The sequence below is a fragment of the Asanoa sp. WMMD1127 genome (assembly GCF_029626225.1).
Taxonomy (GTDB): Bacteria; Actinomycetota; Actinomycetes; order Mycobacteriales; family Micromonosporaceae; genus Asanoa.
In genome coordinates this window covers 4,566,535-4,588,321 of the sequence record NZ_JARUBP010000001.1, presented here as the reverse complement: position 1 = coordinate 4,588,321, position 21,787 = coordinate 4,566,535, and the positions used below count along the sequence as shown (strand labels likewise).

The following is a 21,787-nucleotide window of genomic DNA, read 5'->3' as shown; positions in this document are numbered from 1 at the left end:
CCGGATCGCAAGATCATGCAGTCCGGTGTATGACCAATCACGCGGTCGGGCGACGCCGGCGGACCACCACCCCGGCGGCGATGCCGAGCAGCCCGATCAGCGCGGCGCCGGAGATCCAGGCGCCCGCGTTGTGCATGGGCATGCGATAGGCCAGGCGCACCGTGTGGCTGCCCGCCGGCACCGCGACCGCCACCAGGCCGTTGTCGGCCGGGATGAGCGTCGCCGCCTTCCCGTCGACCGTGACGCCCCAGCCGTGCTGCAGCGGGTCGGCCACGACCAGGTAGCCCGCGCCCTGCGCGTCGACCCGGGCGGCGATGTCGTCGGTGCCGTCCTCGAGCACGGTGACGGTGGCCGGCCGGCCGTCGACCGGGCTCGCCGGCGGCGCGTCCAGCACGACCTGGTCCGGCCGCAGCCCGCCGTCGCGCATCGCCCGCACCCGCGGTCCCGGCCCCTCGCCCACGTGGACCTCGCTCGCCCACCGGATCCGGGGCAGCACGGTCGTCCGCTCCCAGACGGTCGAGTTCCCGGCATAGGCGATCCGCAGGCCGTCGTCGGCCGCCGCGACCGTCGACACGGCGGGCCGGTCCCCGACCGCGGCCACCCTGACCGGGCCGCCCTCGACCGTGATCATGGCGGTCAGCGCGGCGCCCGCCGGGACCCGGTCGCCGGCCACGGCCACGTACGCCGGTGTCCCGGCCTTCTCCAGCAGCGGGCGACCACCCTTGGCCACCTCGGCGCCGGCGGCGTCGCGCAGGCTCACCGAGAGCCGGGTCGTCTTCGTCCCGGCCTCCGCCGGCGTGACCGCGACGCCGCGGATGGGCCCGCGGGCGGTCAGTCGGACAGTGCGCGGCTCGCCGGGCCGGATGGTGACCGTGCGGCCGTCGCCCGCCTCGGCCGTTTCCGGGCCGAACGGCTTCTCCCACGGCGTGGTCACGAGGTAGCGCACCGAGAGGCGGTCGAGCAGCGCGCTGCGCGCGACGTCGGCGGTGGCCGGCAGGCGCAGCAGCGTGCTGGAGAACTTCTCGCCGGGCAGGCCGCGGATCGTCTCCGCGAAGCGGAGGTCGAAGAACGCCTCGCCGGTCAGCGAGCGGAGCCTGGCCGCGCTGTCGGCGCCGGGATACATGCCGCCCTCGGCCGCGGCGAACCGGTCGTGTCCGAGGTTCGCGCTCAGGAACTGGTGCACGTCGGTACGCGGATACCAGGTGTCGCGGTCGACCCGCGGCCAGTACGCGTAGACCGTGGCCAGCGCCTGCACCAGCAGCAGCGCGGGCACCACGGCCGCGGCCGCCACAGCCAACCTCGGTCGGGCCGTCTTGGCCCCGGAGCGCCACAGCACCGCCACGGCCAGCACGGTGAGCGCGATGATCGCCAGCCCCGCACCGACCCGGACCGCGAACCAGCCCGGCCCGACCACGCTGTCGGGCCCGTCCACCACGAGGAAGCCGCGCAGGGTCGTCACCGCGAGCCCGACCAGGCCGGCGCCCGCGACGCCGATCGCCCACACCCGGCTCCGCCCGCGCACCGGGGCCGGCCGGGCCTCGGGACCGTCCAGCACGGCGCCGACCCAGCGCAGGGCGATCTCGAAGCCGACCGCGATCAGCACCGCGATCAGGAAGCCCAGGACGCTGCGGGCGCGGCCGACGAAGTTGTCGGCGAACAGCACCGGCAGCTGCTGCACCGCCTCGAGCGGCAGGCCGCCCAGGTAGATCAGCACGGCCCAGCCGGCCGTGGCCGCGACGAAGAAGGCCCAGACGCCGCGGGGCAGGAACGCCCGCCCGGCGGCCGGCAGCGCCACCGCCAGCAGGAACAGCACCAACCCGGCGGCGCCCACGTAGGAGAGTAACTCGACGGCGTTGTCCCGCAGCGGGAAGGTGTTGACGCGGCCCAGCGACCACGGCGCCCACGCGGTGATCAGCGCGGTCGGGTCGAGGTGGTCGGCGCCGGTCTGGCCCCGGCCGCTGAGCCGGGCGTGCCGCATGGCCGCCACGAACGGCAGCAGCTGGATGGCGGTGATCATCACGGCGCCGACCAGGGCGCCGGCGCCGGCCAGGAGCGGGGCGAGCGGGCGGCCGCGGGCGATGGCGCGGACGAGCAGGTAACCGCCCGCGGTCAGCACCGTGTAGCCGGTGACCGCGGGGAAGCCACCGAACAGCATGGCGGCCAGCGCCACCGCGAGCAGTGCGCCGTCGCGGACCCGGCGGTGCTCGGCCAGCCGCTCGGTGGCCCAGAAGACGGCCGGGATGAACGCGGCCACGCGGGTCTGCGGCCAGTTGGTCCACGCGATCATGAACCCGCTGGACGTGAAGGCCAGGCCGCCGAGCAGCGCCGCCGCCCGGCCGAGCCGCAGCCGGCGCAGGAACAGGTAGGCCCCGCCGGCCGCGACCAGGATCTCCAGCAGCTTGACGAAGGCCGGTGCCATCGACGCCGGCAACACGTAGTAGGGCACGGTCAGCGGCGAGAGGACCGCGAAGTTGGGCACCGCGCCGAGGGTCCCGCCACCGCCGACGTACGGGTTCCACGCCGCCAGCCGGCCGTGCCGCAACTCGTCGGCGAACAGCGACGTGCCGGGGAGCACCGAGGCCACCACGTCGTTGGCGATGTTGTTCTCGATCTGCGGCTGGGCCAGACCGGCGCCGACGTACGGGCTGTTGTTGACCAGCAGGTCGGTGTTGGCGAAGGTGGTCAGGCCGAGCAGCGGCGTGCCGATGCCCAGCAGCGCGAACGCCAGCACGGCGCCCAGCGCCACCCGCTCGACCAGCCGGCCACGCCGGGGCCGGGGCGGCGCCTCGCCGGCGGGGTCGCGGGCGGTGTCACGTGCGGCGGTCGACGTCGTCATGTCCGAACCGCCCGTGAGTGGTTTCGTGGAATAAACGAAGTTTATGCCTTGGTGTCGTGGTCGTGGGGGCAGCGCCCTCGATCACGACCCAACGGCCGGCGAATTTGACCGCACCGGTCCCGCGTCGCCGTTCGTGCGCTCGGCCGCGGGCTCACCCGCCTGAGCCGGCACGCGCGGCTGGGCCGGACCGTCCGGCCGGTCCGGCGGCGCCTCGGGTGTGGCGCGGGGGCGCCACGGCAGCGCGACCAGGCCGGCAACGATCACGACCAGCGAGCCGACCGGCAGGATGATGTTCATGTCCTCGCGGGCGTCGGGCAGCGCTTCGTAGATCATGTAGAACATCGCGGCGTAGACGCCGGCCAGCGTCACGTAGACGATGCCGGTCACCCGCCCCAGCAGCAGGACGAACGGCACCGGCCAGAGCAGGTACTGCGGCCCGAAGCCCGCCGTGACCGCGAAGAACACCAGCATCAGGCCGGCGGTCAGCACGACGCCGTCGCCCCGCTTCCACAGCAGCGCGAGCACCGCGAGGACCGCGACCACGGTGAGCAGCGTGCCCACCCGCTGCACGGTGTCGACGCCGGGGCCGGCGTACCCGAGGCCGATGACGTCCCAGACGTAGGCCATCCCGGCCCAGCCCCAGCGGCCCACGAACGACCGGTAGCCGGTGAGCGTGTGGATCGCCTCGCGCAGCGAGTCGTGGAGCACGAACGGGATCATCAGCAGGAACAGCAGCGGGACGGCCGCGATGCCGACCAGCGCCCGCCACCATCGGCGCCACGGGATCTCCCGCAGCAGCCCGGGCACCAGGACGGCGGGCCAGGTCTTGGCCGCGATGGCCAGGCCCAGCAGCGTGCCGGCGACGCCGGGGCGGCCGCGGCGGGCGGCGAGGTAGCCCCCGACGCCGAAGGCCAGCGCGATCGGCTCCACCTGGCCGTGCACCGCCGTGATCAGGAACGCCAGCGGGCACAGGGCGTAGAGCAGGGCGACCTTGCGCCCGTGCTCCTGGCCGCCGAGCTTGGCCAGCAGCACGACCAGCACGAGGTCGGCGATGACCGGCGCGATCTTGCCGGAGATCTCCCAGTTGATGCCGGTCTTGAGCTCGGCCCCGAAGACGACCGGCATGAACGGGAGGAAGTTCCACCGGAACTCCGGCATGTGCGTCATCGGATCGGCGCCCTTGAGCAGCAGCTCGCCGGCCGTCCGGAAGTAGCTCGCCACGTCCCGCGGCGTCTGGTCGAACGCGACCCAGACGGCGACCGCCCGGACCAGCAGCGCGACCCCGACGCTGGTGGCGACGCGGGGCGCCCAGTTGCGGGCGTAGGCCAGCACGAACAGGAGGCTGCAGAGCAGCACCAGGGCGCCCAGCACGTAGGTGTAGTTCGGCGCCGAGTCGCTGATTTGAGGCAGGTCGTCGACCGTCACCGCGCGCGTTCTCCCCGTTGGCGTACCCGTTCGTTGCCAGACGGGACCATACGCGAAGAAAAACCGCGGTAGGTACCCGGGCGGTCCGACTCCAACCGCTCAGGTGACCAGGTTGGCCCGAGCGGGTTAGGCGCCGCGGAGGACGGCGCCGAAGCGGTTGGCGGCCTCGGCCACCGCCGCGTCCCGGGCCGCGACCGCCTCTTCGACGGTCAGCGTGCGGTCGGGGGCACGGAAGGTGAGCTTGTAGGCCAACGACTTGCGGCCGGCGCCGAGCTGGTCGGACGCGTAGACGTCGAAGAGGCGCACCGACTCGAGCAGATCGCCCGCGCCGTCGACGATCGCCCGCTGCACGTCGGCCGCCGGCACCGCGTCGCCGACCACCAGCGCGACGTCGATCAGGGCCGGCGGGAAGCCGGACACCCGCGGCGCGGGGGTCACCGGCGCGGCCGGCACCGCGTCGAGGTCGAGCTCGACGGCGGCCGTGCGCTTGGGCAGGTCGAGCGCGCTCAGCGCGGCCGGGTGCAGCTCGCCGGCCCAGCCCACCACGACGCCGTCGACGGCGATCTCGGCGCAGCGGCCGGGATGCCATGGCGCCATCGCGGCCGAGCGCACGGTCACCCGCTCGTCGGGGATGCCCGCGGTGTCGAGCACCGTCCGCGCCGCCTGCACCGCGTCGGCCCAGCTGGCCGGGCGTCCGCCGCCCCACCAGCCGGTCGGCTCGGCCTCGCCGGCCAGCACCACGGCGACGTGCCAGGGCTGCTCGGGGACCACCGCGTCGGCGGCCGCGAAGACCGACTCGGACGGCCGGTCGTCGACGCCCATCGCGGGCGGCGCGCCGGCCCCGGCGCGCGCCCGGAACACCACGCCCACCTCGTAGAGGGCGAGGTCGCGGGCGCCCCGGCCGACGTTGCGGCGCAGCGTCGCCAGCAGCGGCGGCAGCAGCGTGGTGCGCAGGTAGGGCTCTTCGTCGGAGAGCGGGTTGGCCAGCCTGACCAGCCCCCGCCGCGGGTCGTCGTCGGGCACGCCGAGCGCGTCGAGCGCCTCGCTGCCGACGAACGGGTAGGACAGCACCTCGACGTGGCCGGTCTCGGCCAACGCCCGGGCCACCGAGCGGCGGCGACGCTGGGCGTCGGTCAGCCCACGGCCGGCCGGAGCCAGCGGCAGCCGCCCCGGCACCTTGTCGTAGCCGTCGAGCCGGACCACCTCTTCGACGAGGTCGGCCGGGTCGGTCAGGTCGGGCCGCCAGCTCGGCGGGACCGCGCTGCACCGCTGACCGTCCACGGTGACCGTGCAACCGACGGCCTCGAGCAGCGCCACCACGCGGGCCGGCTCGTAGACCACGCCGACCCGCCGGGTGGGCAGGTCGACCGCCATGTCGACGGGCACCCGCGGGCGCACCGCGTCGAAGTCGAGGATGTCGTCGCCGACCGTGCCGCCGCCGTGCGCCGTCATCAGCTGCACCGCCCGCTGCAACGCGACCAGCGGCAGCGCCGGGTCGACGCCGCGCTCCCAGCGCTTGGCGGCCTCGCTGAACAGCTTGTGGCGGCGGGCGGTGCGACCGACCATCACCGGGTCCCAGTGGGCCGCCTCGAACAGCACGTCGACGGTGCCCGGGTGCACCTCGCTGGTCTCGCCGCCCATGACGGCCGCGAGCGAGATCGGCCCGGTGTCGTCGCAGATGACCATGTCCTCGACGTCGAGCGTGCGGGCGACACCGTCCAGAGTGGTCAGCTTCTCACCCGCCGTGGCCCGGCGGACCACCAGCGGGCCGCGCAGCCGCTCGAGGTCGAACGCGTGCATCGGCTGGCCGAGCTCGAGCATCAGGTAGTTGGTGATGTCGACCGGCAGCGAGATGGTGCGGATCCCGGCCTGGGTCAGCCGGCGGACCATGTAGGCGGGCGTCGCCGCGGCCGGGTCGACGCCGCGGACGGCCCGCGCGGCGAACCGGTCACAGCCGACCGGGTCACGCACGTCGACGGGGTAGGCCGGCGTGTCGGTGGCGCCGGGCGCCGACACCAGCGCGGGGTCGCGGAACGGGGCGTCCAGGGCCAGCGCCAGCTCGCGGGCGATGCCGCGGACCGACATCGCGTACCCCCGGTCCGGGGTGATCTCGACCTCGACCACCACGTCGTCGAGCCCGACCACGGGTCGCGCGTCGGCGCCGGGCGCCTCGGCGGTGTCGGGCGGCAGCACGACGATGCCGGCGTGGTCGTCGCCGAGCCCGAGCTCACGGGCCGAGGTGATCATGCCGGCCGACAGGTGGCCGTAGGTCTTGCGGGCCCCGATCTCGAAGCCGCCCGGCAGCACGCCGCCGGGCAGGATCACCACGACCAGATCACCCGGCGCGAAGTTGGTGGCGCCGCAGACGATCTGCTGCGGCTCGCCGGTGCCGTTGGCCCGGCCGACGTCGACCGTGCAGAACCGGATCGGCTTCTTGAAGCCGGTCAGCTCCTCGACGGTCAGCACGCGGCCGACCACCAGCGGGCCGGTCACCGTGGCGCGCAGGTCCACGATGGAGTCGACCTCGATGCCGAGGCCGACCAGGGCCGCCTCGAGCTCGTCGGCGGTCAGCTCGGCCGGCAGGTCGACGTGCTCGCGCAGCCAGGACAGTGCGATCCGCATCTAGAGCTCCATCCCGAACGCTCGGGTGAAGCGCACGTCACCCTCGACCATGTCGCGCATGTCGCTGATCCCGTGGCGGAACATCAGCGACCGTTCGATGCCCATCCCGAAGGCGAAACCGCTGAACTCCTCGGGGTCGATGCCGCAGGCCCGCAGCACCCGCGGGTTGACCATGCCGCAGCCGCCCCACTCGACCCACTGTGGACCGTCGCGGTGCTGCGGGAACCAGATGTCGAACTCGGCCGACGGCTCGGTGAACGGGAAGTAGTGCGGCCGGAACCGGGTGCGCGCGCCGGGACCGAACATCGCGCGGGCGAAGTGGTCGAGCGTGCCGCGCAGGTGGGCCATCGTGATGCCGCGGTCGACGACCAGGCCCTCGACCTGGTGGAAGACCGGGGTGTGGGTGGCGTCGAGCTCGTCGGTGCGGTAGACCCGGCCGGGCGCGATCACGTAGATCGGCGGCGTGCGGGTCAGCATCGCCCGCGCCTGCACCGGCGAGGTGTGGGTGCGCAGCACGAGGCCGCCGCCCTCGGGGGCGATGTGGAAGGTGTCCATCAGCCCCCGCGCCGGGTGGTCCGGCGGGATGTTGAGCGCGTCGAAGTTGGTCCACTCGAGCTCGGCCTCGGGACCCTCGGCGATCTCGTAGCCCATGCCGACGAACAGGTCGCCGATGCGCTCCATCAGCGTGCTCAACGGATGCCGGGCGCCGCGCGGGCGGCGGGCCCACGGCAGCGTCACGTCGACCCGCTCCTCGGCCAGCACCCGCTGCTCCTGCTCGGCGGCGAGCGCCGCGGAACGCGCGTCGAACAGGTCCTGGATGCGCCGCCGGGCGTCGTTGACCCGCTTGCCGGCGTCGGACTTCGCGGCCGGCGGCAGCGCGCCGATCTCCCGGCGGGCCAACGACACCGGCGCCTTGTCGCCGAGGTGCAGATGCCGCAGCTGGGTCAGCGCGTCGGGGTCGGCCGCGCCGGCGAACGCCTTGTCGGCCTCGGCCACCGCGGCGTCGAGCGCGGCGGGGTCGAGGTAGGCGACCTGCTTCGGGTCGTACGGGTCGTTGCGGTAGGACATGACTCTCCCTCGGCGGGGCAACCTCGCAAGTCTACGGGCGGTCGGCGGCCGGTCGGCGCAGGGCTCGGGCGCTCGCGTAGAGGCAGACGGCGGCCGCCGCGGCCAGGTTGAGGCTCTCGGCGCGGCCGTGCAGCGGCACCCGCACGCGGCGGTCGGCGGCGGCCAGCAACGGCGCCGACAGGCCGTGCGCCTCCGAGCCGAACAGCCAGGCGGTGGGCCGGGCGAGGCCACCGTCGTCGGCGAGGTCGTCGAGGTCCGTGTCGCCGTAGCCGGTCGCCGCCAGCACGGTCAGACCGGCGGCCTTGAGGGCCTCGACGGTCGCCGCCGCGTCACCGTCGCGGACCAGGTCCGTGTGGAACACGCTGCCCGCGCTGGCCCGGACACACTTCCCGTTGTACGGGTCGACCGCGTCACCGGCGAACACCACCGTCCCGGCGCCGGCCGCGTCGGCGGTGCGCAGGATGGTGCCGGCGTTGCCCGGGTCGCGGATCTCGGCCAGCACGGCAACGAGTCGCGGCTCGCGCGCCAGCGCGTCGGTCAGCCGCACGCCCCGCTGGTGGCAGACCGCGACCAACCCCTGCGGGGCGACGGTCTCGGCCAGCGCGGCGATCGCGCCGTCGGTGACCACCGTGGCGCCTTTGGTCAGGTCGGGGTGCCGGGCGACCGCGTCCGGGGTCGCGAACAACTCCTTGACCGCCCGCGCGTCGATCGCCTCGCGGACCGCCTGCGGCCCCTCGGCCAGGAACAGGCCGGTCTCGTCACGCTCGCGGCGGCGGTGCAGGCGGCCGGCAGCAATGACCCGGGGCGTCCGCTCGGTGAACGGAGCTACCCCGGGTCGCTGTTCGTGCGACAAGGCCGGGCTCAGGCGGCCTTCTGCGCGCCCGTGCCCTCGGCCGCGACGGCGGCCTTGGCGACCTCGACGATCGCCGCGAAGGCGGCCTCGTCGTGCACGGCCAGGTCGGCCAGGATCTTGCGGTCGACCTCGATCCCGGACAGCTTGAGACCCTGGATCAGCCGGTTGTAGGTCATGCCGTTGGCGCGGGCGGCCGCGTTGATACGGGTGATCCACAGCTGGCGGAAGTCACCCTTGCGGTCGCGGCGGTCCCGGTACGAGTACTGCATCGAGTGCAGCACCTGCTCCTTGGCCTTGCGGTAAAGGCGGGAGCGCTGACCGCGGTATCCGCTCGCGGTCTCGAGCAATGTGCGGCGCTTCTTCTGGGCGTTCACTGCCCGCTTGACGCGTGCCATCGAGTGTTCTCCTTCGGTCGGTGGCGCGCGTCAGCGCCCGAGCAGCTTCTTGATGCGCTTGGTGTCGGCCTTCGAAATCTCTTCGGTGCCGGACAGCCGACGGGTACGGGTCGAGGACTTGCCCTCGAGCTTGTGCCGCTTGCCGGCGGGCTCGTGCACGATCTTGCCGCCGCCGGTGACGCGGACGCGCTTGCCCGTGCCGGTGTGGCTCTTCATCTTCGGCATCTTGTTACGTCTTCTCCCCTGTCACTCGCCGGGATTTCCGGCGGGCCCGGCCGTGGTGGCCGGCGACGCCTCGGCGGCGTCCTCAGAACGTTGCTCGCGCGGCGCGCCCTTGGTGTTCGCAGCCACGGCTGCGGCCTTGGTCGCCCGGTGCGGAGCCAACACCATGATCATGTTGCGGCCGTCCTGCTTGGGAGCGGCCTCGACATATCCCAGCTCCGAGATCTCCGACTCGAGCCGGCGCAGCAGGCGGTAGCCCAGCTCCGGACGGCTCTGCTCGCGACCACGGAACATGATCGTTACTTTGACCTTGTCTCCGGCCTTGAGGAACCGCACCACGTGACCCTTCTTGGTCTCGTAGTCGTGCGGGTCGATCTTCGGACGGAGCTTCATTTCCTTGATGACCGTCTGTTGCTGGTTACGCCGTGCTTCGCGAGCCTTCAGTGCGCTCTCGTACTTGAACTTGCCGAAGTCCATGAGCTTGCACACCGGCGGGCGCGCCATGGGCGCAACCTCGACCAGGTCCAGATCGACATCCGCCGCCAGTTGAAGCGCGCGCTCCAGCGGGACGATGCCCACCTGCTCGCCTTCAGGACCGACCAGTCGGACCTCTCGTGCCCGGATCTGCTCGTTGACGCGTGGTTCGACGCTGATGAGGCCTCCTCTGTTGCCTGTCCGGCTGCTGGCCGCAGCCCCTGTGGGCGCCAACCGAGGAGAAGCAGAAGGCCCCGGCGCATGCCAGGGCCCGCTCGACCGGTCGGCACGCTCGCACGTGCACGCTCCGGACGGGAGCCCGAGGGCTCACCTTCCGGTGACCGGACCCGGCGCTCCGAAATCGAGGCTCGGGTGGGAGCAGGCGCTCCGCTTCACCGCCACCCGCATGCGGTGGGCACGCGGACGGCATGGTCGACGACACCAAGGCTACCAGCCCGGACGCGGACCCGCGAAACGGGCACTCCCGTGTGACCCCTGTGAAGGTCTGGGGCGGATCGGGTGGAGATCGCCGTCTGCGCGCGCGTCCGATCCTACGGTCCACCTGTGGAGAGCGTGGACGTGCTGGTGGTGGGCGCGGGGCTGGCCGGGTTGCACACCGCCCGCCGGATCGCCGAGCGGGGGCTCGACGTGCTGGTGGTGGACCGGCGGGCGACGGTGGCGAGCGGCATCCGTACGACGGGGATCTTCGTGCGGCGCACCCTCGACGACTTCGACCTGCCCGACCACCTGCTCGGACCCGGCGTACGCGATGTGCTGCTCTATCCGCCGTCGCGGCGCTCGCCGGTCCGGTTGACCAGCGACCGCGTCGAGTACCGGGTCGCCGACATGGCCGCGGTCTACGCCCACGCCCAGCGCGCGGCGGAGGCGGCCGGCGCCCAGGTCCGGCTGGCCGTGCGCTACGCCGGCGTCACCGCTGGCGTGGTGCGGCTCGCCGGCGCCGATCCGGTCCGGGCCCGGTTCCTGATCGGCGCCGACGGCGCGCGGTCCCGGGTCGCGCTCGACCTGGGGCTCGACGTCAACCGGCGGTTCCTGGTCGGCGCGGAGCTCGTGCACCCGATCGCGCCGGGCGGCGCGGCGCCGGCGTTCCACTGCGTGGTGGATCCCCGGGTCGCGCCCGGCTATCTCGGCTGGGTGATCGACGACGGCGGGCATGCCCACGTCGGCGTGGCCGGCTACCCGGCGGCGATGCGGGCCGGGGTGCGACGCCTGCTCGACGCGTTCGCCGCCGACGCGCCCGGCCGGGCGGCGCCGGTCGGGCCGGTCGACCGCCGGGGCGGGGCGATCCCCGTCGGCGGTGTGCTGCGCCGGCTGGCCGGCCCGGGCGGCCTGCTGGTGGGCGACGCGGCCGGCGCGGTGTCCCCGCTGACGGCCGGCGGGCTGGACCCGTGCCTGCGGATGTCGGAGCTGGCCGCCGCGGTCACGGTGGCCTACCTGCGCGGCGGCGACGAGCGGGCGCTGCGCCGCTACGACGGTGGCGCGCTGCGGGCCCGCTTCCGGGGCCGGCTGGCGCTGCGCCGGGCGTTCGCCGGCATCCGCTCCCCGGCCGCCGCCGAGGCGGCCGTGGCCCTGCTGCGCTCGAGGACCGGGCGGGCCGCGGCCGCGCGGGTGCTGTTCGGCGACGGCTCCTTCCCCGACGTCACGAGCCACGTGGGGCTAGCATCGTCGCGTTGATCGCCTCGAGACGAGGAGTGTCGATGCGCCGCGCTGTCGTCGCCCTGACGGTGTTGGGTCTGGTCGCCGGAACGGCCGCCTGCGAGTCGACCCCGCCGGCTGATCCCCCGGCCACGCCGGCCCCGCCCGCCGCGCACCGCCCCGCGACCGCGGCCGTCTGCGCCGAGGCGGCACGGATCAGCGAGGCCGGCGCGACGACCTACACCCGGACGCTCGACGAGATGTACGTGCTCGCCAAGTCCGACCTCGACCAGGCGACGATCGACGCCCGCTCGGCCGAGAAGGAACGGGTGCTGGACGAGACCTTGGACGTGTGGGCTGCCAAGCTCACCACGCTGGCGAGCCAGGACATCGACCCGTCCGCCCGCACGGCCCTGCAGTCCGGCGTCACCGCCGTCCAACGTGCCGGCGACCCGTCCATCCTCTCCTCGCTGGGCGAGACCCGGGTGACCCTGGAACGCCTCGGCCGCACGATCACGGCCGCCTGCTGACGCTCAGCGCTCCTCGAACACCTCGGTGCCGGAATGGCGGCGCTTCGCCCGGTACATGGCGGTGTCGGCGTCCCGCAGCAGCGCCTCGACGGGCTTGTCGCCGCTGACCGCGACGCCGATGCTCGCCATCGGTCGCAGGGTGTGGCCGCTGATCGAGACCGGCCGGGCGAGCGCGTCGACGATCCGCCGGGCGGTCGCCGCCGCCTCGGACTCCGACGTGTCGACCAGGATGACGCTGAACTCGTCGCCACCGAGCCGGGCCACCGTGTCGGCCGGTCGTACGCTCCGCTTGATCCGTTTCGCGGCGACCCGCAGCAGCTCGTCGCCCGCCTGGTGACCCAGCCGGTCGTTGACGTCCTTGAACTGGTCCAGGTCGAGCAGGAGCACCGCGCTGCCCTGGCCGCGGGCAACCGCGTCGCGCAGCTCCTCGGCCCGCTCGTTGAACAGCGCCCGGTTGGGCAGCCCGGTCAGCTCGTCGTGGCTCGCGTCGTGCCGCAGCCGGTCGCGCAACGCGACGGTGTCGGAGACGTCGCGGACGTTGAGCACGATCCCGCCGACCGCCGGATCGTCGAGGCGCCCGGTGGCGATCACGTTGAGCCAGCGGCCGGCGCCGTCCGCCCGCCGCACCTTGAGCTCGGCCGAGCGGGTGCCCGACCAGCCGTTGCGCGCCGGGGCGAGCAGGGTGCGCAACCGCCGGCTCTCGTACGGGCGCAGGATCTCGGCGATCGGCCGCCCCACCGCCGTCGACGCGGTCCGGCCGAGCATCGGGCCGAGCGCCGGCGTCGCGTACGTGACCACGCCGTTGCCGTCGAGGACCAGGGTGACGTCCGAGGCGTGCTCGACCAGCGACCGGAACCAGCGCTCCCGCCGGCTGACCTCCCCGACCGTCCGGTCGAGCTGGCTGACGAGGCGGGAGTTCTCGACCAGCAGCACGTTCTGCCGCACGATGATCAACGCGGCGATGACCACCGTGCCCATCGCGGTGCCCCAGCTCCGCGCGGTCAGCCCCTCGTCGGAGAGCTGGGCGATCAGCAGGATCTGGGTGGTGGCCAGCGCGAGCAGCGGCGCGAGGAGCCGACCGCGGGGCCCGGCCACCAGGACGTGCCCGAACCGCTCGACGCAGGGTGCGGCGGCCAGCAGCAGCGGCGGCACCAGCCGGGCGATCAGCACCAGCGTGCCGTCGTCGGCCGTCTCGACCTGCGGGTTCAGCGCCCGCTCGAGGCCGTGCAGCGCGGCCCCGAACCCGACGACGATCCCGGTGGCGGCCGTGAACGGCGCCATCCCGGTGACCAGCAACTGGGTGACCGCGAAGGCGGAGACCAGCAGGATGATCGCGCCGACCCCGGTCCAGGCGGCCTGCTCCGACCGCTCGGCGCCGGCCTCGCCGGTCAGCGCGATCGTCCAGATGAAGACGGCCGCGGCCGCCATGACGGTGCCCGCGTCGAGCCACAGCCCGCGCCGCTCCGCGCTCCCCCGCCGCGGTATCCGGGTCAGCATGAACCCCAGCAACCACGCCGACCCCACGGTGAGCAGGGCCGCGGGGACCGTCGAGGCGGTGCTGTGCAGGCCGGGCTCGACGATCAGGTCGACCGTACGCAGGACCGCGCTGGCCGTGAAGACCACGCCGCTGAGGGCCGCGGCGCGCCAGAACCGCCGTGACCGACGGGACCGGTTGGGCTGGGTGGCGAGCCGCCACGAGAGCCCGGCGAAGACCCCGTAGAACACGGACTGGGTGACCCACGTCGTCACCGCCGGCTCGGGCCCGACCGAGATCGCCACGACGGCCGCGAGGAACATCGCCGAGAGCGCCCACAACCACGGCTCCGCCAGCAGCCCGCCGGCGGGTCCGGCCGGTCGCCGCGTCCCGCTCATCACCGCCAAGTGTCCATGACACCACGCTTCGTAACCGGCTCGGTCGTGGGCGCCTCCCGCGCGTCACTCCCAGAAGTCGGTGAGCCGCGCGGCCAGGGCGGTGCCCTGCCGGTGACCGGCCCGAGCCGCGGCCGGACGCAGCGACACGTCCATCGCATTGGCACCGAACAGGCGCTCCGAGTCGGGATCCGGCACGATCGTCTCGACCCGGCTGCCGCCGTCCCGCAACTCGTCGACCTGGGCGGCGAGCTGCATGCCCCACTCCAGCGGCGTCCGGGTCCGCCCGCCGAACGGCGACAGCACCAGCACCCGCGCGTGACCGGCCGCGAGATCGGCGTTCTCGTTGCGGCGGTAGCCGCCGTCGATGTAGCGGCCGTCGCCGATCCGGTAGGCGAAGCCACTCGCGCAGCTGGCCGCGACGGCGTCCACCAGGTCGACCCCGCTGTGCCGGTCGAAGACCACCGGTTCACCGGTACGGGCATCGACCGCCGTGATCATGGTCGGACGTTCCGGCCAGCGGGGACTCGGCAGCCGGGCGGCGACGGTCGCCCGCCACCGGTCGGAGCCGTCGGACGCCGCGGCCAGCTCGATCGCCGCCGCGCCCATCCTGCGGCGCATGTCGGCCGCGTCCCCGGCCGCGGCGATGATCCGGCCCGTCCGCTCGAGGTGGTCCGTCGCCGACCTGACCGGCCCGCGGCCACCGCCGGTCGGCACCGGGCTCGCCGCTGCCAGAACGGCGGCGTAGAGGTCGGCCGGGGTCGCGCCGGCCAGTTGCGCCGCCGCCGTCGACCCGGCCGAGGTGCCGATGACCAGATCGGCCCCGGTCACGTCGAGCCCGGCGTCGAACAGGCCGGCGACGACGCCGATCAGCCACGCGTTGCCGGTCGACCCGCCGCCGCCGAGGACCAACGCCCGTGCGCTGGCCGAAGAAGATGTGTTGCTCATGGGAGTCGCCTTTCGCGATCTGCCTGGCGGGCGCTCCCGGCGGCGACTAGCTCAGCCGCACGATCGTGAACGGAGGAGGAGCACCCATTGCGGACACTGCGTTCATGGGTCTCACCTCCTGCGGCCGAATCACGATCGCCAGAACGCTAGCAGACGGCGCGCCTCACCGGAGTTGCTCCGGAAGTGGTTTGTGGTGCAGCACGGTGAGGCCCGCGACCGCGCGGGTGAGGCAGACATACAGGCGGGCCAGGCCCCGTGGTTCGGCGGCGACGATGTCGGCCGGTTCGAGGACGATGACGTGGTCGTACTCCAGACCCTTGACCACGCTGGCCGGGACCACCGCGACGCCGGGCAGGTCGCCGAGGGTCGCGGCCGTGTCGTCGGCGGCGATCACCGCGGCCGTCGCGCCGGCCGGGATCTCGGCGATCGCCGCGTGCACCGCCGCCGCGACGTCCGAAACCCGGCGCACCGACAGCGAACCGCCCTCCTGATAGGAACGGGTCGGCTCGATCCCCGGCGCCAGCGCCCGGGCGGCGTAGTCGGCGATCGTCTGCGGCACCCGGTAGCCGGTGTGCAGGTCGAGCGTCCGCACCTCCCGCTTGCCCAACCGCGCCACCAGGGCCGGCCAGGCGTCGGCGGCCAGCGGGTGCGTCGCCTGGCCGAGGTCGCCCACGACGGTCATCGACGCGTACGACGCCCGGCGGGCGATCATCCGGCACTCCATGGGCGAGAGGTCCTGCGCCTCGTCGACGATCACGTGCAGATAGTGCTCCTCGGCCTCGGCCGGGTCGTCGGGCTCGGCGACCGGCAGCGGGTCCTCGAGCTCCGGCACGTAACCCTCCTCGCCGTGCGGGTCGTAGCCGTCCGTCCAGCCCACCACCTTGTGGCCCTCGCGCAGGATGATCGCCTCGGCCCAGCGCTGCGCCAGGCCGACCGCGTCGTTGTCGATCGACGGCCCGGCCAGCGCCATCGGCGTGGGGAGGTTCGGAGCGTAGAGCTCCCACCCGTCGCGCAGCCCGCAGCTGAGCACGAACGTCTCCACCAGGCGCGGGCCCGAGGTCAGCTCGCGCAGCTGCCACTCCGGACGCGGCGCGCGCGGCGGCGGGGGCGGCGGGCCGAGCAGCTCGGCGAGCTCGTCCAGCAGCGGCACGTCGTCGACGGACCAGTCGGACCGCCCGTGGTACGAGCCGGCGAGCGCGGCGGCGTGCGGGCCGGGCACAAGAGCGGGGTCGGCGAGCCACGCCAGCACCCCGGTCGGCAGCAGCGCCGGCCACCAGCCGTGCAGGAAACGGCGGAACTCCGGGCGGTCGCGGACCTCGTCGGTGAACAGCTCCCGGTCGAGGTGCGCGCCGTCCACCTTGGACCACAGCGCGTCGGCCAGCGCCACGGCGGCGACGGGGCGGGCGGCGTTGGGCAGCACGCCGTCGAGCGCGCAGCGTTCGCGCACCGTCGCACGGACCGCCGACAGGGCCGCGGCGTCGAGGGTGAGCACCTGGCCCGCGTACACCAGGCGCAGTTGGCCCGGGGCGGTCGGCGGCGTCTGCCAGACGAGGTCGGCCAGCACCGCCAGCATGTCGGCGCTGCCCTTGACCGCGGCCAGCTCCGCGCGGTCGCGCCGGGTGGCGGTGACGCCCTCGAACAGCTCGCCGAGCGCGCGCAGGTGCACGCTGTCCTCGCCGAGCGACGGCAGCACGCGTCCGATGTAGTCGGTGAACACCGTCGACGGGCCGACCACCAGGATGCGGCCGCCGGTGAACCGGCCGCGGTCGGTGTAGAGCAGGTACGCGGCGCGGTGCAGGGCCACCTGGGTCTTGCCCGTGCCGGGACCGCCGGTGATCAGGGTGACGCCGCGGGCCGGCGCCCGGATGGCCTCGTCCTGCTCCTTCTGGATGGTGGTGACGATGTCGCGCATGTGCGGGCCGCGGGACCGGCGCAGCGCGGCCAGCAGCGCGCCCTCGCCCAGCACGGTCAGGTCGGCGGCCGCCTCCGGGGTGAGCACGTCGTCGTCGAGGTCGACCACCTCGGGGCCGCGGCAGAAGATGACCCGGCGGCGCACCACGCCGAGCGGGTCGCCGGAGGTGGCGCGGTAGAAGGGCGCCGCGGCCGGCGCCCGCCAGTCGACGAGCAGCGGTTCGATGCCGTCGCGTACGCCCAACCGTCCGATGTGGTAGGTGTCGCCGTCGTCGAAGTCGAGGCGGCCGAAGACGAGCCCCTCCTCCTCGGAGTCGAGCTCGTGCATGCGGGTGGCCGCCCGGTGCACGAGCGCGTCCCGCTCCACCAGCCCGGCGGCCGAGTTGCCGGCGGCCCGCCCGTGTCCCTCGCCCTCGAGCGCCTTCGCCTGGCCGCGCAGCACGTCGAGACGCGCGTAGACCCGGTCGACGACCTGCTGCTCGGCGGCGATCTCCTGCGTCCTGGTTTCGGGCACGATGCTCCCCCGGGAAAGCGTGCGGATTGGGTCCCGGCAACCATAGGGGCAGGTCAAGGCCCGAAAATCCACACCCGGGACGATTCGCCGGGCGTGCGCCGTGGTTATATTGGAAAGGGCAAGGGGCGCACCGCAGCGGTGCCGCCCCCTTTTCGTGCCCTCACCCGGTGCGCCGGGCCCGCAGGACCAGGTCGTGGGTGTGCCGGGTACCGGGCGGAGCGGGCGAGGTGCGCGGCCGACTCCCGTCGATCTCGACCGTCCAGCCGTCGTCGAGGAGCGCGGCGATGTCGGCGGGCTGGTAGTAGCCGGCCGGGTCGAAGCCGTGGTGGTCGTGCTCCGTCAGGTCGCCCGGGTCGTGGCCGGCCACCAGCAGCGTGCCGCCGGGCGCGACGGCCGCCAGGAGGCCCCGCACTGCGTCGTCGCCCGCCGCCCGCGGGGGGTGGAAGTACTGCGCCGAAACGAGGTCGAACGCGGCGGCCGGCGGCGGTGCGCTCAGCAGATCGGCGCGCTGCCAGGTCACCCGGTCGGCGACTGCCGCGCCCGCCGCGGCCGCCCGGGCCAACGCCGTGGGCGAGACGTCCACCGCGGTGACCTGCCAGCCGCGGCCGGCGAGCCAGATCGCGTCGCCGCCCTCGCCGCAGCCGACGTCGAGCGCCCGCCCGGGCGGCAGGTCGGTCGCCTCGGTGACCAATACCCCGTTGGGCTCGCCGCTGAAGACCTGCTCGCGGCTTTGGTACATCTGGTCCCAGTGGTCCGTGTGCATGCCGCCACCATCACCGACGGCCGGAGCGGCTGACAAAGTTCTTTGCCGGAACGGCAAAACCCGGCAGAGTCCCAGGGCATGAGTGACGACCTCGACGAGATGGCCCGCTCCGTCATCGACCGCAACAGGTACCTGACGCTCGGCACGATCGGCCCCGACGGCCGACCCCGCGTGTCGCCGGTCTATTTCACCCACGCGGGTTACCGCGAGTTCTTCTGGGTCTCCTCACCGGCGGCCCGGCACTCCCGCAACGTGGCCGAGCGGCCCGACGTCGCCATCGTGATCTTCGACTCCACCGCGGCGATCGGCCAGGGGCGGGCGGTGTACGTGGACGCCACCGCCGCCGTGGTGCCCGACGACGAGCTGCCGCGCCGCTGCGCGCAGGCCTACACCGACGTCGCGCGCGGCGCCGTCCGGTTCACACCCGAGGACCTGTCCGGCGCCGCCGAGCTGCGGCTCTACGTGGCCACGGCCGGCGCCGTCGACGTGCACATCCCGGGCGGCCACCCGGTCCACGGCACCGGCATCGACTCGCGGCGCGCCGTCAATCCTTAAGGGGTCGGCGCGGCGGCCTGGTGGGCGGCGTGCAGCTCCCGGAGGGCGCGCACGCCGGCCAGAGCGTAGTCCTTGTCGACGATCTGCAGCGCGACGATCGTGACCAGCTCGTCGTCGAGCAGCTCGGCGCCCGCGAACGAGACGCCGCGCTCGAACCGGATGGCCCGGACCAGCTCCCAGGGCAGGTCGTAGGAGCCGATCACGTTGCGGATCCTGATCCCCTTGGCGTCGGCGTCGACCCGGGGGCGCAGGAACAGCAGGATGCCGGCCGCGAACGCCAGGCCGAGGCCGATCATCGCCGTCTGGTCGCCGCGCTGGAAGACGCCGTCGCCGGAGCCGGTCGAGCCGGAGAGCCCGAAGCTCACGGCGGTGAAGACGACCACGACCGCGATCGCCGCGCCGATCGCGACCTTGCGCGCCCGCTGCGGACGGAACGTCACCGCTTCACTCGTCACGGCAGTTGAGACTACAGGCGGCAGTTGTGGATGCCGGTCACGAGGATCGCGCGGGCGCCGAGGTCGTAGAGCTCATCCATGATCTTGTGTACGTCCGACCGCAGCACCATGGCCTCCACCGCCACCCAGCCCTCGCGGTGCAGCGGCGACACGGTCGGCGACTCGATGCCCGGGGTCAGCGTGGTGGCCTGGTCGAGCAGGTCGGCCCGCACGTCGTACGCCAGCATCACGTAACGGCGGGCGACCAGCACGCCCTGGAGGCGGCGGACGAGCTGGGCGACCGGCGGCGCGGCCACCGAGTCCCGGCCGATCAGCAGCGCCGACGAGGTGAGGATCGGCTCGCCGATGACGGCCAGCCCGGCCTGGCGCAGCGTCGCGCCGGTCTGCACGACGTCGGCGACCACGTCGGCCACGCCGAGACGGATCGCGTTCTCCACCGCGCCGTCGAGCCGGATCACCTCGGCAGGGATGCCCCGGTCGGTCAGGTAGCGGCCGACGACGCCCGGGAACGAGGTGGCCACCCGGCGGCCGGCGATCTGGTCGACCGCCGTGATCGTCGCGGGGTGGGCCGCGAACCGGAACTCGGCGCCGGCGAAGTCGAGGTCGAGCAGCTCCTCGGCCGGGCTGCCGGCGTCGACGAGCAGGTCCCGGCCGGTGATGCCGAGGTCGAGGTCGCCGGAGCCGACGTAGGTGGCGATGTCGCGCGGCCGCAGGTAGAAGAACTCGACGTCGTTGGCCTCGTCGCGGCAGACCAGGTCGCGCTCGTCGGACCGCTGGCGGTAGCCCGCCTCGCGGAGCATCTCGGCGGCCGGACGGGACAGGGTGCCTTTGTTGGGCACGGCGATGCGCAGCATTTCGGGAAGACTCCTAGCGGGAAGTGGCGTGCCGGATCGGTGAGCGGAGCTCACAGATGTCGGTACACGTCCTCCAGCTTCAGGCCGCTGGCCAGCATGAGCACCTGGGCCTGGTAGAGCAGCTGCGAGATCTCCTCGGCGGCCCGCTCCGGGCCCTCGTGCTCGGCGGCCATCCACGCCTCGGCCGCCTCCTCGACGACCTTCTTGCCGATCGCGTGCACCCCGCGCTCGAGCGCGGCGACGGTGCCCGAGCCCGGCGTGCCGGCCTCGGCCTTCGCCGACAGCTCGGCGAAGAGCTCCTCGAACGTCTTCACGCCGCCATCCAACCAGGCAGCGCCGCCGTCGCCGAACCGGGCCGCGCTCATTCCACGATGAGGACATGGTCGTCGGAGGCCCCGTCGACCGTCGCCGTCAGGGTGTAGCGGCCCGGCGCGAGGGCCAGTGTGACGTGCGCCTCACGCTGCGCCGGGCTCCCGCCGTCGAGAGCCAGCTCCTCCTCGTGGACCACCTCACCGTCCGCGGACCGGATCTCCAGGTGGGCCGTGGCCGCGAAGCCCGCGACGTGGATGTCGGGGCCGCCGCCGCGGAGGACGTCGCCGTGCTGCGGGTTGATCAGCCAGACGGGGGCCAGGGTGTCGACGGCGGACGCCCGGCGCACCGGCGCGCCGGCGCCGATCCGGACCTCCGGCCGGCCGCTGGCCGCGGTGACGGTCCAGACCAGCTGCTGTGTGGCGATCGCCGACGGCGGCGTGGCGCCGCCGAGGTCGACGGTGACCACGTCGCCCGCGACGGTGACGCCGCGGACCGCCGTGCCGACCGGCCACGCCGACGCGTAGTCCGGATCCGCGGGCGCCGTGCCGAGCATCAGGGTGACCGCCGCCCGGACCCGGTCCGCCACCGTGTCGGACTCGGGGGTGGTCCGGTGGAACTCGCGAACCAGCCGGTCGCCCCGGCGCGGACCGACGTAGTAGACGGCCAGCAGCCGCTCGGCGGCGCCGGCCGACGGGCTCGCAGTGGGCGCCACTGTCGGGGCCGCGGGCCGCGTCGGCTGCGGGGCCGGCCACGCCACCGCGAACACGGCCGCGACCGCCGCCGCGGCGACACCCAGGCCGGCGGCGAACCAGACGCGCACCACGGTGCGCCGGCGCCCCGTGCGCGCCCGGATCGCGGCCAGCGCGTCCGGCCGTACCTCCACAGTGGACGCCTCGGACTCCAGCGCGCGGCGGATCGTCTCCTCGGGGGTCATCACAGCCGCTCCAGGATCGGGCGCAGGGCGGCGACCGCCCGCGACGCGTGGCTCTTGACCGCACCGCGGCTGACGCCCATCGCCTCGGCGATCTCGGCCTCGGACAGGTCGGCGTAGTAGCGCAGTACGATCGCCTCCCGCTGGCGCGGCGGCAGGCCACGGATCGCGGCCACCACCGCGGCCTGGGTCAGCAGGTCCAGCGCGCCGGCCTCGGCGCTGGGCGCGTCGGGCGGCGGCGCGCTGGCCGCCAGGTGCGCGTCGACCACGCGCCGATGGCGCAGCGCCGACCGGCAGCCGTTGACCACGGTCATCCGCAGGTAGGCCAGCGCCTTGTCGGGATCGCGGAGCCGGCGCCAGCGGGCGTGCAGCTTGACGTAGGCGTCCTGCACGATCTCCTCGGCCTGCCCCCGCTCGTGCAGCAGCAGGCTGGCCAGCCGCACCATCGGGCGGTAGTGCGCGCCGAAGAGATGGGTGACCGCCTGGTCGGCGTCCCATTCCGTGGACGGTCGGTCGGTCATGCCCCTCCCGGGACGCAACGCCGTGTCGACTCGCACGGGAGGTTGACGCGCCACCCGCGCAATGGGTTTACCGCCT

The 21,787-nt window shown here is 74.2% G+C and carries 20 protein-coding genes; 3 read left to right on the top strand and 17 right to left on the bottom strand.

Features of this window, described 5'->3' with window-relative positions:
* Positions 1–37: 37 nt before the first annotated feature.
* From O7635_RS21910 to infC, 8 genes are all read right to left on the bottom strand, one after another.
* Positions 38–2,836: a YfhO family protein gene (locus tag O7635_RS21910; protein WP_278082323.1), complete on the bottom strand. Its 2,799-nt coding sequence runs from the start codon at positions 2,834–2,836 to the stop codon at positions 38–40.
* Positions 2,837–2,917: 81 nt separating this feature from the next.
* Entirely contained in the window at positions 2,918–4,261 is a 1,344-nt protein-coding gene (locus O7635_RS21905) for a glycosyltransferase family 87 protein (protein ID WP_278082322.1), read from the bottom strand.
* 126 nt (positions 4,262–4,387) lie between these two features.
* Positions 4,388–6,883: a phenylalanine--tRNA ligase subunit beta gene (pheT, locus tag O7635_RS21900; RefSeq protein ID WP_278082321.1), complete on the bottom strand. Its 2,496-nt coding sequence runs from the start codon at positions 6,881–6,883 to the stop codon at positions 4,388–4,390.
* Positions 6,884–7,951 carry a phenylalanine--tRNA ligase subunit alpha gene (pheS, locus tag O7635_RS21895; protein WP_278082320.1) on the bottom strand — a complete coding sequence of 356 codons (1,068 nt, stop codon included), beginning with the start codon at positions 7,949–7,951 and terminating at the stop codon, positions 6,884–6,886.
* 31 nt (positions 7,952–7,982) lie between these two features.
* Positions 7,983–8,804 (bottom strand): RNA methyltransferase, encoded by an 822-nt coding sequence (locus O7635_RS21890; RefSeq protein WP_278082319.1) that lies wholly within the window; start codon positions 8,802–8,804, stop codon positions 7,983–7,985.
* Between the two features lie 8 nt (positions 8,805–8,812).
* Positions 8,813–9,199 carry a 50S ribosomal protein L20 gene (rplT, locus tag O7635_RS21885; RefSeq protein ID WP_278082318.1) on the bottom strand — a complete coding sequence of 129 codons (387 nt, stop codon included), beginning with the start codon at positions 9,197–9,199 and terminating at the stop codon, positions 8,813–8,815.
* Between the two features lie 30 nt (positions 9,200–9,229).
* The gene (gene rpmI / locus O7635_RS21880) at positions 9,230–9,424 is read right to left on the bottom strand and encodes a 50S ribosomal protein L35 (protein WP_089255971.1); all 195 of its coding nucleotides are present in this window, start codon (positions 9,422–9,424) and stop codon (positions 9,230–9,232) included.
* 21 nt (positions 9,425–9,445) lie between these two features.
* On the bottom strand, positions 9,446–10,075 hold the full coding sequence (infC, locus tag O7635_RS21875) for a translation initiation factor IF-3 (protein WP_278085548.1): 630 nt from the start codon (positions 10,073–10,075) through the stop codon (positions 9,446–9,448).
* A gap of 384 nt (positions 10,076–10,459) precedes the next feature.
* Here infC and O7635_RS21870 point away from each other — a divergent pair, with 384 nt between their 5' ends.
* Complete coding sequence (locus tag O7635_RS21870) at positions 10,460–11,587, top strand: NAD(P)/FAD-dependent oxidoreductase (RefSeq protein ID WP_278082317.1); 1,128 nt, start codon at positions 10,460–10,462, stop codon at positions 11,585–11,587.
* Between the two features lie 23 nt (positions 11,588–11,610).
* Complete coding sequence (locus O7635_RS21865; RefSeq protein ID WP_278082316.1) at positions 11,611–12,078, top strand: hypothetical protein; 468 nt, start codon at positions 11,611–11,613, stop codon at positions 12,076–12,078.
* Between the two features lie 3 nt (positions 12,079–12,081).
* On the opposite strand, the gene O7635_RS21860 is transcribed toward O7635_RS21865, so the two are convergent.
* The 4 genes from O7635_RS21860 to O7635_RS21845 form a co-directional block, all read right to left on the bottom strand.
* The gene (locus tag O7635_RS21860) at positions 12,082–13,950 is read right to left on the bottom strand and encodes a sensor domain-containing diguanylate cyclase (RefSeq protein ID WP_278082315.1); all 1,869 of its coding nucleotides are present in this window, start codon (positions 13,948–13,950) and stop codon (positions 12,082–12,084) included.
* A gap of 63 nt (positions 13,951–14,013) precedes the next feature.
* Positions 14,014–14,895 (bottom strand): patatin-like phospholipase family protein, encoded by an 882-nt coding sequence (locus O7635_RS21855; RefSeq protein WP_278082314.1) that lies wholly within the window; start codon positions 14,893–14,895, stop codon positions 14,014–14,016.
* A gap of 163 nt (positions 14,896–15,058) precedes the next feature.
* Positions 15,059–17,320, bottom strand: a complete 2,262-nt coding sequence (locus O7635_RS21850) for a UvrD-helicase domain-containing protein (protein ID WP_278082313.1) — start codon at positions 17,318–17,320, stop codon at positions 15,059–15,061.
* A gap of 160 nt (positions 17,321–17,480) precedes the next feature.
* Complete coding sequence (locus O7635_RS21845; protein WP_278082312.1) at positions 17,481–18,083, bottom strand: class I SAM-dependent methyltransferase; 603 nt, start codon at positions 18,081–18,083, stop codon at positions 17,481–17,483.
* A 78-nt stretch (positions 18,084–18,161) separates the two neighbouring features.
* Between O7635_RS21845 and O7635_RS21840 the strand changes: the two genes are divergently transcribed.
* Positions 18,162–18,638 (top strand): pyridoxamine 5'-phosphate oxidase family protein, encoded by a 477-nt coding sequence (locus O7635_RS21840; protein ID WP_278082311.1) that lies wholly within the window; start codon positions 18,162–18,164, stop codon positions 18,636–18,638.
* Here the strand turns inward: O7635_RS21840 and O7635_RS21835 are convergent.
* Genes O7635_RS21835 through O7635_RS21815 form a run of 5 tightly spaced genes read right to left on the bottom strand, consistent with a single transcriptional unit; the run spans position 18,635 to position 21,711 of the window.
* Complete coding sequence (locus tag O7635_RS21835; RefSeq protein ID WP_278082310.1) at positions 18,635–19,093, bottom strand: PH domain-containing protein; 459 nt, start codon at positions 19,091–19,093, stop codon at positions 18,635–18,637. The genes O7635_RS21840 and O7635_RS21835 overlap by 4 nt on opposite strands.
* Before the next feature lie 11 nt (positions 19,094–19,104).
* Positions 19,105–19,947, bottom strand: coding sequence for an ATP phosphoribosyltransferase (gene hisG, locus O7635_RS21830; RefSeq protein WP_278082309.1), 843 nt, complete (start codon positions 19,945–19,947; stop codon positions 19,105–19,107).
* A 50-nt stretch (positions 19,948–19,997) separates the two neighbouring features.
* Complete coding sequence (locus tag O7635_RS21825) at positions 19,998–20,312, bottom strand: phosphoribosyl-ATP diphosphatase (protein WP_347405297.1); 315 nt, start codon at positions 20,310–20,312, stop codon at positions 19,998–20,000.
* A complete protein-coding gene (locus tag O7635_RS21820) occupies positions 20,309–21,193 on the bottom strand; it encodes a GerMN domain-containing protein (protein ID WP_278082307.1) in 885 nt (294 codons plus the stop codon). The genes O7635_RS21825 and O7635_RS21820 overlap by 4 nt, the downstream gene beginning before the upstream one ends.
* Positions 21,193–21,711, bottom strand: coding sequence for a SigE family RNA polymerase sigma factor (locus tag O7635_RS21815; RefSeq protein WP_278082306.1), 519 nt, complete (start codon positions 21,709–21,711; stop codon positions 21,193–21,195). The genes O7635_RS21820 and O7635_RS21815 overlap by 1 nt, the downstream gene beginning before the upstream one ends.
* Positions 21,712–21,787: the final 76 nt, after the last annotated feature.